General features: G+C 69.4%; 9 protein-coding genes. 7 read left to right on the top strand and 2 right to left on the bottom strand.

Annotation, left to right across the window (positions count from 1 at the left end; all coding sequences use genetic code 11):
* Positions 1–75 precede the first annotated feature (75 nt).
* Complete coding sequence (locus PIGHUM_RS10550) at positions 76–1,743, top strand: long-chain-fatty-acid--CoA ligase (RefSeq protein ID WP_124079550.1); 1,668 nt, start codon at positions 76–78, stop codon at positions 1,741–1,743.
* Between the two features lie 41 nt (positions 1,744–1,784).
* Positions 1,785–3,131 (top strand): phospholipase A, encoded by a 1,347-nt coding sequence (locus PIGHUM_RS10555; RefSeq protein WP_124079551.1) that lies wholly within the window; start codon positions 1,785–1,787, stop codon positions 3,129–3,131.
* Between the two features lie 6 nt (positions 3,132–3,137).
* Here PIGHUM_RS10555 and PIGHUM_RS10560 read toward each other — a convergent pair whose 3' ends face one another.
* Positions 3,138–4,007, bottom strand: a complete 870-nt coding sequence (locus tag PIGHUM_RS10560) for an inositol monophosphatase family protein (protein WP_124079552.1) — start codon at positions 4,005–4,007, stop codon at positions 3,138–3,140.
* A gap of 47 nt (positions 4,008–4,054) precedes the next feature.
* Here PIGHUM_RS10560 and mnmC point away from each other — a divergent pair, with 47 nt between their 5' ends.
* Positions 4,055–5,944: a bifunctional tRNA (5-methylaminomethyl-2-thiouridine)(34)-methyltransferase MnmC2/FAD-dependent 5-carboxymethylaminomethyl-2-thiouridine(34) oxidoreductase MnmC1 gene (gene mnmC, locus PIGHUM_RS10565; RefSeq protein ID WP_124079553.1), complete on the top strand. Its 1,890-nt coding sequence runs from the start codon at positions 4,055–4,057 to the stop codon at positions 5,942–5,944.
* A 356-nt stretch (positions 5,945–6,300) separates the two neighbouring features.
* On the top strand, positions 6,301–8,532 hold the full coding sequence (locus tag PIGHUM_RS10570; RefSeq protein ID WP_124079554.1) for a glycoside hydrolase family 31 protein: 2,232 nt from the start codon (positions 6,301–6,303) through the stop codon (positions 8,530–8,532).
* A gap of 7 nt (positions 8,533–8,539) precedes the next feature.
* Here PIGHUM_RS10570 and PIGHUM_RS10575 read toward each other — a convergent pair whose 3' ends face one another.
* Positions 8,540–9,358: a copper resistance protein NlpE N-terminal domain-containing protein gene (locus PIGHUM_RS10575; protein WP_124079555.1), complete on the bottom strand. Its 819-nt coding sequence runs from the start codon at positions 9,356–9,358 to the stop codon at positions 8,540–8,542.
* Between the two features lie 336 nt (positions 9,359–9,694).
* Between PIGHUM_RS10575 and PIGHUM_RS10580 the strand changes: the two genes are divergently transcribed.
* The 3 genes from PIGHUM_RS10580 (at position 9,695) to zapD (ending at position 12,295) form a co-directional block, all read left to right on the top strand.
* Entirely contained in the window at positions 9,695–10,549 is an 855-nt protein-coding gene (locus PIGHUM_RS10580; protein WP_124079556.1) for a prepilin peptidase, read from the top strand.
* Positions 10,543–11,211 (top strand): dephospho-CoA kinase, encoded by a 669-nt coding sequence (gene coaE / locus PIGHUM_RS10585; RefSeq protein ID WP_124079557.1) that lies wholly within the window; start codon positions 10,543–10,545, stop codon positions 11,209–11,211. Before PIGHUM_RS10580 ends, coaE begins: the two co-directional genes overlap by 7 nt.
* A gap of 328 nt (positions 11,212–11,539) precedes the next feature.
* Positions 11,540–12,295 carry a cell division protein ZapD gene (gene zapD / locus PIGHUM_RS10590; protein WP_124079558.1) on the top strand — a complete coding sequence of 252 codons (756 nt, stop codon included), beginning with the start codon at positions 11,540–11,542 and terminating at the stop codon, positions 12,293–12,295.
* Positions 12,296–12,332 lie beyond the last annotated feature (37 nt).

The raw sequence follows: 12,332 nt of genomic DNA on the forward strand, positions 1-12,332 counted from the left end.
GCCATCCGCGGCAGCACGCCCCGTTCGCCGGACGGCGCGCCGCGGCACCCCGATAACGACATCAGGAGACCTCGCATGGAACGACCCTGGCTGGACCACTATCCGCCGGGCATGCCCGCGCAGATCGATGCGGCACGCTACCGCTCGCTGGTCCATCTGCTGGAAGACGCCTTCGAGCGCCATGCGCAGCGTCCCGCGTTCACCTGCATGGGGCGGACCATGGACTACGCCCGGCTCGATCTGCTGTCGCGCCGGTTCGGCGCGTGGCTGCAGTCGCTGGGGCTGCGGCGCGGCGCCCGGGTGGCGCTGATGATGCCCAACATCCTGCCGTATCCGGTGGCCATCGCCGGCGCGCTGCGGGCCGGCTTCGCCGTGGTCAACGTCAACCCGCTCTATACCGCGACCGAACTCGAGCACCAGCTCAAGGACAGCGGCGCCGAAGCCATCGTCATCCTGGAGAACTTCGCCCATACGCTGCAACGCGTGCTGCCGGGCACCACCATCCGCCACGTCGCGCTGGTGTCCATGGGCGACCTGCTCGGAGCGCTGAAAGGGACGGTGGTCAATGTGGTGGTCCGGCACGTGAAGAAGCTCGTCCCGCCCTACCGGTTGCCGGGCGCGGTCACATTCGGCGGCGCGCTCGCCGCGGGCGCCCGGCTGCGGCTGGACCTGCCCGCGATCGGGCCCGACGACGTCGCCTTCCTGCAATACACCGGCGGCACCACCGGCGTGGCCAAGGGGGCGGTGCTGCTGCACCGGAACATCGTGGCCAACGTCCTGCAGTGCGAGGCGTGGCTGCTGACCGGCACGGCGCAGGGCGGCGCCGGGAGCCAGCAGGAGATCTTCGTCTGCGCGCTGCCGCTCTATCACATCTTCGGCCTGACGGTCTGCTGCATGCTCGGCATCCATTCGGGCGGGCTCAACGTCATGGTGCCCAATCCGCGCGACATCCAGGCCTTGATCAAGGCCCTGGCCCCCTATCGCTTCACGCTGTTTCCCGCGGTCAATACCTTGTTCAACGCGCTGCTCAATCATCCGTCCTTCGGGTCGCTGGATTTTTCCGCACTGCGGGTGAGCGTGGGGGGCGGCATGGCGGTGCAGAAAGCGGTGGCCGACCGCTGGATCGCCGCGACCGGCTCGCCGCTGTGCGAAGGGTACGGGCTGTCCGAGACCTCGCCGGTGGCGTTGTGCACGCCCGTGGACATCAAGGAATACACCGGCACGATAGGCATGCCGCTGCCTTCCACCGATGCGCAGATCCAGGACGACGACGGCCGGCCGGTTCCGTGCGGCGAGCGCGGCGAGATCGCGCTGCGCGGGCCGCAGGTCATGGCGGGCTACTGGAACATGCCTGAAGAAACCGCCCGCGCGATGAGCGCGGACGGTTTCTTCAAGACCGGCGACATCGGCATCATGGACGAGCGCGGCTATGTCCGCATCGTCGACCGCAAGAAAGACATGATCCTGGTCTCCGGGTTCAACGTCTATCCCAACGAGGTCGAGGCGGTGGTGTCGCAGATGCCCGGCGTGCGGGAATGCGCCGCCATCGGCGTGCCCGACGAACATTCCGGCGAAGTGGTCAAGGTGATCATCGTCCGCAGCGATCCCACGCTGACCGAGGAAGCCGTCAAGGACTTCTGCCACGATCGCCTGGCAGGCTACAAAAGGCCGCGCCACGTGGAATTCCGCGACGAACTGCCCAAAAGCAACGTCGGCAAGATCCTCCGCCGCGAGCTGCGATGAGCGTCTCCCTACGCGCCGACGCGCGCCCAGCGATCACCAGAATGTTCTCTCGTCGTCTTCCGCATCGTCCGCAAGGCCTGCTGCGGCGCGCGTTGCTGCCGTTGGGGCTGTGCGCCGCGCTGGCGCTGTCCATGCAGGCGGCGCAGGCCGGCGTGGCGTTTCGGCTGGACCGCTTGCAGGCCGGTCCGGGCGAAACGGTGCGCATCGAGGCCACGTTCTTCAACGATGGCAACGCGACGGCGATCTGGAACCCGCCGCAGGAACTGATCCTGCAATGGCGCGACGGGCAGGGACAGGCGATCCGCACGCCGGCTCGCCTGGTGGGCGCCTCGGCCGCGCTGAGCGTGCCGGTGGGGCGCTTCTCCCAGATGGCCTGGTCCGCCGTGGTACCTGCCGGCGTCGACGGGCTGCAGGCGATTTCCATCGAAGGCGAGCCGGTTCTGCTGGCGCTGGATACCTCCATCCGGGAAAAGGGCGTCGTCGTCGGCTCGCCGGCCATCGGTCCCATCGTCGATCCTGCCGCACCGCCCGGGACCCCGGCGACGCCCGCCGCGGGGGTGCTGGCCAGCATCGCCGGCACGAATGCCGCGCCCGCGCTGCGCAGCACTGCGACGGAAGGCCCGGCGCCGGCCGCGGTCGCCGCGGCGCAGAGCCACGAGGGCACGGTGCTGGACTACTTCCGCAGCGCCGTGTCGCCGTACGAACCGGTGTATTTCAGCGTCGGCGGCCGCCCCAGTCTCAATGCGCGCTTCCAGATCAGCCTGAAGTTCCGCTTGTTCCAGCCCAATGACGAGCGCGACACGGGCTTTCTGAACAATCTTTATCTGGGCTACAGCCAGACCTCGTGGTGGGACCTCGGCGAAGAGTCCGCGCCTTTCCGCGACAGCAGCTACCGGCCGGCGTTCTTCTGGCTGTCCGAGCGCGTCTGGGAGTCCAAAGACCAGCGCTCGTCGATCGGCCTGGAGAGCGGCTTCGAACACGAGTCCAACGGCCGCGACGGCGGCCAGTCGCGCGCCCTCAACACCTTGTATGCGCGGCCCATGCTGCGCTATCGCCTGGAGGACGGCAGCACCTTGAGTTTCGGGCCCAAGGTCAAGTACTTCATCTCGCGCAATGGCAATTCCGATATTTCCGACTACCGCGGCCACGTCGATTACCAGCTCCGCTGGGCCAGGGAGAACGGGCTGATGCTGTCGGCGCTGCTGCGCAAGGGCCACGAGAAAGGGTCCGTGCTGCTGGATGCCGCCTATCCGCTGAGCAAGCTGGGGCTGGGCAAGATCAACGGCTTCCTGCACGTGCAGTATTTCAACGGCTACGGCGAAACGCTGCTCGACTACAACGTGCGCGCGAAGTCGCAGGTGCGGATCGGGCTGATGGTGGTGCGCTGAACCGGTCTAGGCCAGGTTCTTTTCGATCATTGCGTGCAGGGCTCGGGCCACACCGGCCGAGCCGGCGACGATGTCGCCCTCGATCGGCCAGTCGGACCGTCCGAAAGGGTCCATGGCGATGCCGCCCGCTTCGCGCACCAGCAGTGTGCCGGCGGCGACGTCCCAGGGCTTGAGCCGCAGTTCCCAGTAGCCGTCGAAGCGGCCGCAGGCCACCCAGGCCAGGTCCAGCGCCGCCGCGCCATTGCGCCGCACGCCGCGCGTGGCGTGCATGGCGTCGCGCAGCATGGGCAGGTAATTGTCGGTGAACGACATGTCGCTGTACGGGAAGCCCGTGGCCAGCAGCGAGTCGGCCAGGGTGTCGTTGCGCGAACAATGGATGCGGTGGCTGTTGAGCCAGGCGCCCACGCCGCGCACCGCGGTGAACATCTCTTCGCGGCAGGGGTCGTAGACCACCGCCACCAGCGGCCCGGGGCCGTCCTGGCCGCTTTCGTCGGCCGCGCCGCAGCTCTCTTGCGCCACCAGCGCGATGGACACGGCGTAGTGGGGAATCGAATGGACGAAGTTGGTGGTGCCGTCCAGCGGGTCGATGTACCAGCTCGCCGGGCCGGAGGGGGAGCCGCCGGTCTCTTCGGCCACGATGCCGAATTGCGGCGTGCGTGCCCGCAGCTCGTCGATGATCGCGGCCTCGGCCTGGCGGTCGGCCTGCGAGACCAGGTCGTTGCGCGCCTTCAGGTCGACGACCAGTTCCGAACGTTTGTGGGCATAGGCCTGCAGGATCGCGGCGCCGGCATGGGCGGCGGTGACGGCGGCTTCCAGCGCCTTGAAGATATCCAGCGGCGCTGACTTGGCGGGAGAGGGGGCGGCGGGGGTGCTCATGGAGGAAGTGTACGACCTTCGTGCCGCGGCCGTAAGGGCCGGGCGGTATGATTGCGCCCGTGTTCACGCCCCTGATTCCTTCCGTGCCGGCCTTCGAGTCCGGCATTCCCTACAGCCCGCGCTATGGCGACGTCTATCACGCCGCCCAGGGCGCGGTCGAGCAGGCGCGCCACGTGTTCCTGGCAGGCAACGGCCTGCCGCAGCGCTGGCGCGGCCGCGAGCGCTTCACCGTGTGCGAGACCGGCTTCGGGCTGGGCCTGAATTTCCTGGCGCTGTGGCGCGCCTGGCGCGAGGATCCCCTGCGCAGCCGCCGCCTGCACGTGGTTTCCGTGGAAGCGCATCCTTTCGCGCGCGAGCACCTCGCCCAGTTGCTGCCGGGGCGCCTGCCCGAGGCCTGGCGCGAGATGGCGGACCGGCTGCTCGAAAAGTGGCCGCCGCTCCTGCCCGGCCTGCATCGGCTGGACCTGGACGGCGGCGCGGTGACCCTGACGCTGGCTTTCGGCCTGGCCGCGCAGGTCGTGCCGCAATTGAGCCTGGGCGCGGATGCTTTCTTCCTGGATGGCTTCGATCCCGCCTGCAACCCCGATATGTGGTCGGAAGGCCTGGTCAAGGGGCTGGCGCGGCTGGCCGCCCCGGACGCGACGGCCGCCACCTGGACCAGCGCGGGCGCGGTGCGGCGGGCTCTGCAGAGCGCGGGTTTCATCGTGGACAAGCAGCCGGGCTTCGGCGGCAAGCGCCATATGACGGTTGCCCGCTTCGCGCCGCGTTTCGAGCGCCGGCACGCGCCCGCCCCGGCGCCGGTCTTTGGCGAACGCCATGCCGTGGTAGTGGGCGCCGGCGTGGCCGGGGCCGGCGTGGCCCATGCGCTGGCATTGCGCGGCTGGCGCGTGACGGTGCTGGATCCCGCGGCCGGCGAGCCGGCGCCGCGCGGCCACCTGGCGGCGGCGCTGACGCCGCTGCTGGCGCGCGACGACAATCCGCGCGCGCGCCTGGCCCGGGCCGGCGCGCTGCGAGCCGCCGAACGGTGGACGCCCTGGCTGGACGGCAGCGTGGTGGCGCGCTGCGGGACGCTGCAGCTGGCCAAGTCCGACGCCAAGGCTGCCGAGATGCACGCCGTGCTGGAAGAGTTGGGTTTTCCCGGCGAATGGGTGAGGCCGGTCACGCGCGAGCAGGCCGGCGCGCTGGCGGGCTGGCAGGCGGCGCGGGGCGGTGTGTTTTTCCCCGGCGGCCTGCGGGTGCGGCCCCATCTGCTGTGCGCGGCCCTGCTCGGAGTGTCCGGCATCGTGATGCGCGCCGGCCGCGCGGCCCGTCTCGATGCCGTGCCGGCCGATGCGCCGGGCGGGCGGCAGTGGCGGGTGCTGGACGAGGCGGGAGAGGTCCTGGCCCAGGCCGAGGTCGTGGTGGCCGCGAACGCCGCTGGCGCCGCACGCCTGCTGCGCGACAGCGGCCTCGGCGGCGAGGCGCCGCAGTTTTTCGGGCAGAAGCGCATCGCCGGGCAGATTTCGCTGGTGCCGGAAACGGCCGGCCGGGACGCCGGGCTGCCGCGCTGCGTGGTGGCCGGGGACGGCTATGTGCTGCCGCCCGTCGAGGGCCGGCGGGTGGCGGGCAGCACCTACGTGCACGGTGCCGCGCAGGCCGCCGCCACGGCCGAGGGCCATGCGCTGAACCTGGAACGGGCGGCCCGGCTATTGCCCGGCCTGGCCGACGGGACCGATCCGGCCGCGCTGGAGGGCTGGGCCGGCTGGCGGGCGGTGCTGCCGGGCCGCTTGCCTGTCATGGCCGAATTGCCCGACGCGAAGGGGGTGTGGGTGGCGTCAGGCTACGCCTCGCGCGGCCTGACCTGGTCGGCGCTGGCGGGCGATTTGATCGCCGCCTCGCTCGAAGGCGAACCCCTGATGCTGGAACGAGATTTGCTGCGCCAAGTTACATGGCGCTGACGGAAGCCCCCCCGATACGCCCGAAAGATTGCAGAAACGTGGGAAAATAGAAAGATTAGCAGCAAAAACAATGCGCCGGAGGAGCGGTTCGTCCCGCCGTTGCCCCCCGATCTCCCGGTTTTTCCCGGGCATCGACCGCTCGCGCGGTTTATTTGGCTCTCCGATTCCGTCAAAATAGAAGCTTTGGCAAAAAGCGTCGCTTCCCGCCGCCAGGTTTGAGGCGCCGCGGGCGCCTGAACCCAGCCTGGTCCCGCCTGCGCGAGAAGGGCAGATTAAGGTCGGAAGGCGGCGCTTGGCAAGGCCGCGTTGTTGCTTGTCGTATTGCCTAATTGTCGAAAAGCGATCGAGGGAAACCTGTGCCACTTCAATTCGACTCCTCCCGCTACCAGCGTCTGGAATCCCTGTCTATCAACACGTCCAATTCGGTCAGCGTCCATTTCACGACGGACCAGGGCCAGGCATTGCTGGTCGAGGCCAGCGCGCCGGGCGTGTTTCGGCTGAGCATCGGTACGCCTGCCGCCACCGGCAAGCCGGCATCCGGCTCGGCCGCGAGGGCGGCGGCGCTGCACGACCTGCTGGCGCGACCCGAAGCCATCGGGGATGCCGTGGTCGAACAGGTCGAGCTGGAGGGGCAGCCCGGGTTTCGCATCGTCCAGGGCGAACACGCGCTCGAAATCGCCACGCAGCCGCTGCGCCTGGCCCTGTACCGCAAGGGGCAGAAGATTCTGGCCTCGTCGGCCGACGCCGACCTGTACGCGCTCGGCACCGAAGATGCGGCCGCGCCCGCCTCGTGGACGCTCGCGTTCGACCTGGAGCCGGCCGAGGCCGTCTACGGCCTGGGCGAAAGCACCATCATGCTGGATCGCCGCGCCGAGCGCGTCGAGTCCGACGAGCCCGGTTCGCGCGCGCTGCCGCTGGCCTGGAGCCCGCGCGGCTGGGGGGTGTACGTGAACACCGTCGAACCGGTGGTGCACGACGTCTGCCTGGAAGAGTTCGCGCCCGACAGCTACGTGCTGACCATTGCCGACGCCCAGCTCGATCTGTTCCTGTTCGTGGGCGAACCCGGCGAGATCCTGAACCAGTACACGCAATTGACCGGCCGCGCCGGCCAGCCCTCGCTATGGAGCATGGGCACCTGGCTGCATCAGGCGGCCGGCACGGATGCCGCGCAGCTCGCCGGGGTGGCCCGCCAGATGCGCGAGCGCGGCGTGCCTTTCGATGCCGTGTCGCTGCAGCCGCCCGCGGCCTGGGAGGCCCGCGCCAAGCTCAATCTGGAATGGGACGCCAGCCGCTTCCCCGATCCGCGCCAGGTGCTGGGCGAGTTCAAGGCGCTGGACCTGAAGGTCTGCACGCCGGGCTTTCCCGGCGTACAGACCCAGAATCCCATGTTCGCCGAACTGGAAGACAAAGGCTGGCTGCTGGTCGACGAAGACAGCGGCGCCGCGCACGTGTTCGATGGCGTGCCCGCTACCGCCGGCGCGCCGTTCGGCCTGCTCGACCTGACCCACCGCGACGTCTGGTCGTTCTGGCGCGACAAGGTCCGCCAGATCATGGACGAAGGCGTCGATGCCGTCTCCTGCGACGTGCAGCTGGACATCCCCGACCAGGTCGGCGCCCGCAACGGCGATACCGGCGCGCGACTGCGCACGATTTATCCCATGCTGGCCAAGCGCTGCCTGTTCGAGGCCGCCGCCTGGAACAGGACGCCGCCCGAAGGCGCGGTCTGGACCCGCGATCTTTTTCCCACCGCCCAGCGCCAGCCCATGCAGGCGTCCGTGCCGGTGCCCAACACCTGGGAGGGGCTGGCCGAGTCGCTGCGCGCCGCACTGACCAACGGGGCCAGCGGCCTGCCCGCCCATGCCCACGACATCGGCTCGCCCGACCACCCGCTCGACGGCATGACGCCCGAGCTCTACCTGCGCTGGCTGGCGGCCGGCGTGTTCAGCTCGCACCTGCGCCTGCATGCCGTGCCCGGCCTGCTGCCCTGGGACTTCGGCGAGGAAGCCTTGCAGCATGCGCAGACGCTGATGCAGTGGCGCTATCGCCTGATTCCCTACGTGCTGGGCGTGATCGAGGATGCGGCCCGCACCGGCCTGCCGGTGCAGCGCTCCATGGCGCTGTCCTTCCCGGACGACGCCGAGGCGCATGCCCACGAGCTGCAATATCTGCTCGGGCCGGCGCTGCTGGTCGCACCCGCGGTGCAGCCCGGCAACCAGATCCGTGTCTATTTTCCCAAGGGCGAGGCCTGGTGGGATCTGAACACCGGCTGGCGCTACGAAGGCGGCACGACCTGGACCTTCGAGTGCGGCCTGGACCGCCTGCCGATATTCGGCCGCGAGGGCCACATGCTGTGCCTGGGGCCCGCCGCCCAGCACACCGGCGAATTCAACTCCGCCCGCCTGCTGGACGAAGTCTGGCTGTTCGGCATGCCGGTGCACAACCCCAGCGTGATGCGCAACAAGATCCGCGTCATGCAGATGCAGGGCTCGAGCTATGCCAAGGGCCTGGAAGGCCTGAAGATCCTGCCTTCCGAAGGATTGGAGGTGAAGCGCCGCGGGGCCGAGGTACGGATCTCGCGCGCCCGCTGAAGCTTCTTCAGTCGTCGCAGGGGCTGTCCAGCGTGCCGCGGGCCAGCCCCTCGACCACCACCGATTCGGCCGGCGGCTGGCCGTCGCGGGCGATGCGCCCGTTTATCCACATCAGCACCGGGGTGCCCGGCGCCACGCGCAGCCGCGCGTAGGCGTCGGCCAATGCCTGCCCCTGGGCGGTGCGGGCCACGGGATAGCGCTTGCCCGTGCTGCAGATTGCGAAGGTCGAATCGCCGCCCTGGGCGATCACCTTGCCGCGCATCGTGAACGTGTCGAGAATGAAGTCCGTCTCGAACTGCTGGGTCAGCGAATAGTTCAGCGTCGATTGGATGGGTTCGCCGTTCTGGTCCAGCATGCGCAGCGTGTTGCCGGACACGAACTCGTAAAGACCGCCTTCGTTGCGGTCGCCCGTCAGCCGGATTCGCCCGGGCGCGTCCACCAGCCGCTGCCACTTGCCGGTGCTGATGAAGCTCAGTTCCTTGTTGTCGCGCGTGCCGAAATAGACGCGCCGCATGCGCCAGGTCCAGTCGGGCAGCAGCGTCAGCGTGATGCGCTGGCCGGCGCAATCGGCGCAGGGGATCACGCCGCGGAAGGTCGTCGGCTGGCCGATGGGCGCGCCGCGGTCCACGCCGGCGGCGGCCGATGCCGGAGCCTGCTGCGTGACGTCCGGCGGCGGGGGCGCCTCGGCGCTGGCGGCGGGCGGCGTGCCCGAGCGGGTCTGGTCGGGCAGAGCAACCGCGCAGGCGCCCAGGCTGGCGACGACGACGAGCGCGGCGGCCAGGGAAGCTGCGCGGGAAAGCGGGAAGGGCTGGGACGGAGTATGCATGGCAGTTCCTGGAGGGCTCACCCCCTACCCGCTTACGCGGGCCCCCTCTAGGGGGCGGCGCTGGCGGACCGGCGGAGCCGGATCCCCGGCGCCCTGGGGGGCACGGTTGCTTTATGCGACGGGAGGTAGTGCTGGGGAAGTTTGGATTTACCGGAAGTCTACCTTGTTGTGTGGAGGATGCCGCCACGAAAGAGTGGTTGTATCGAAGTTGGCCGGCCCTGAGCGGGCTGCGCGCGGCCCTGGGCTGGGGCGTTTGTGTCCGGCTGCACGCATGGCGGGCGCGCGGGAAGGTTAAGCTTGCGGGAGGCCGCGCGGCGGCGATTTTCGATTCTCCTTATGTCATTCGTGCAGATACTCGCCGCCACGCCGTGGCTGGCCTACGCTTCGGCCATCGTGCTGGGGCTGGTGGTGGGCAGTTTCCTCAACGTCGTGATCGTCAGACTGCCCGTCATGATGGAACGCGCCTGGCAGGCCCAGTGCGCGGAGCTGTGCGGCCAACCTGCGTCGGCCGATGCGCCCTTGAATCTCGCCCGCCCGGCCTCGCATTGCCCGGCCTGCCGGCATCCGATCGCATGGCGTCACAATGTGCCGCTGTTCGGCTGGATCGCGCTGCGCGGCCGCTGCGCGCACTGCGGCGTGCGCATCGCCTGGCATTACCCGGCCGTGGAGCTGGCTACGGCGGCGCTGTTCGCCGCTTGCGTGGCAGTGCTCGGCGTGGGATGGCCGGCGCTGGCGGCCATGGCGTTCTGCGCGGCCTGCGTGGCGCTGGCCGTCATCGACCTGCAGACTTCGCTGCTGCCGGACGACCTGACCTTGCCGCTGCTGTGGGCGGGCCTGTTCGTCAACCTGTGGGGGGTGTTCGCTCCGCTTGCCGCGGCGGTCGTCGGCGCGATCGCGGGCTATGGCGTGCTGTGGGCGGTGTATTGGGCGTTCCGGCTCGCCACCGGCAAGGAAGGCATGGGCTACGGCGATTTCAAGCTGCTGGCGGCCATCGGCGCCTGGCTGGGGTGGCAGAGTCTGCCGCTGGTCATGGTGGCGGCATCGCTGGCGGGGCTGCTTGCCGCCGGCGCGCTGCTGCTCACCGGCAGGATGCGGCGCGGCGAAACCATGCCTTTCGGTCCCTGCCTGGCGGCGGCCGGGATCATGGGGCTGCTGGGCGCGGACTTCTGGACTAAGCTGGCGCCATGGTGAACATCGAATACACGCCCGGCCGGCCCTTGCGGATCGGCCTGACCGGCGGCATAGGCTCGGGCAAGAGCGCCGTGGCCGACCTGCTGGCGGCCCAGGGCGCGGCCGTGATCGACAGCGACGCCATCGCCCACGCGCTGACCGCGCCGGGCGGGCTGGCCATCGAGCCGCTGCGCCAGGCCTTCGGGCCGGAGATGATAGGGCCCGACGGCGCGATGGACCGTGCGCGCATGCGCGAACTCGTGTTCGCCGACCAGGCCGCCAAGGCGCGGCTCGAGGCTTTGATCCATCCGCTCATCGGCCAGGAGGTCGAACGCGAGGCGAACCGGCGCGCCGGCTGCTACCAGGTGTTCGTCGTGCCCCTGCTGGTGGAGTCCGGCCGGTGGGCGGACCGGGTGGACAGGGTCTGCGTCGTCGATTGCGACGAGGCCACCCAGGCGGCGCGGGTGCAGCGGCGCAGCGGCCTGACTGCCGACATGGTCGCCCGCATCATGCGCGCCCAGGCCACGCGCGCCCAGCGCCTGGCCGTGGCGGACGACGTCATCCTCAATGACGGCGAAACCTCCTTGCAGCAACTCACGAGCCGGACGCTGTTCCGGCACGGGGAATGGCTGGCGCTCATCCGGGACGCCGAGAGCGAGCCGACCGGCCAAGGCGGCGTCTGAGCACGCCGTCGCTTCGTCCGGTCGGGTCCGCGTCACATCTCGAAACCGTATCGCGCGCCGACCTGCTGCAAAGTAGGGTCTGTTCGGGCCCGGGCGGCATATCTCTCCTGGGCCCTATCTGAAATTGGAGGGGTTCCGACAATACGCCCGCGCAAGGGCCGGTTCGGAAATGGGAAATGGCCCCCACGCTTGCCGCTGCGCGGCGCGCTGCCCCCCGACGGGGCGTTTTTCATTTTGGGGCGGCCAGGCAATGAAAATGCCGCGGCCAGTCGCCCAGCCCTGGCGGTGCAGGTATAGTTGAGCAAACCCCGATTCCGGACGGTCATACGTGGTTCTTTACGAATACCCATTCAATGAGCGCGTCCGCACGCTGCTGCGTCTGGAAAGCCTCTTCGACAATCTGTTTTTCTTCGTACAGCAGCCCGATCCCCGGAGCCATCATGTCGCGCTGACCACGCTGTTCGAAATCCTCGACGTATCGGCGCGCGCCGACCTCAAATCCGACCTCCTGCAAGACCTCGAGCGTTATCGCCAATCGCTGGGCGCGCTGCGCGAGCACCCCGGCGTGGACCGCAAGGCGCTCGACACCATGCTGGGCAGCATCGAACAGGCGTCGTCTTCGCTGGCGGCCCAGGGCAAGACCGGCCAGCCCCTGCGCCAGAACGAATGGCTCACCACCATACGGAGCCGGCTGGCGATTCCCGGCGGCGCATGCGAATTCGACGTGCCGTCTTTCCATGCCTGGAAACACAAGCCGGCGGAGTTGCGGGTGCAAGACCTGATCCAGTGGGTGGGCCCCTTCCTGCCTGTCCGCGACGGCCTGGCCATCGTGCTCAAGATGCTGCGCGAGTCGGGGAGGCAGATGCCGATAGTGGCCGAGGGCGGCGCGTACCAGCAGATGCTGGGCGGCAAGGCCTACCAGTTGCTGCGTATACGCGTCGATGAAAGAGAAGGCGTGTTCCCCGAGATCAGTGCCAACAAATACATGGTTTCGGTGCGGTTCTCGGTGCAGGGCGCGGACCTGAAGTCGCAGCCGGTCACGGCCGAGGTGCCCTTCGAACTGACGCTGTGCAACAGCATTTAGCGCGGCGGGCGGCGGCCCTTCCGCGCGCAGCGCCGCC

Source organism: Pigmentiphaga humi (assembly GCF_900606115.1).
GTDB lineage: Bacteria > Pseudomonadota > Gammaproteobacteria > Burkholderiales > Burkholderiaceae_B > Pigmentiphaga > Pigmentiphaga humi.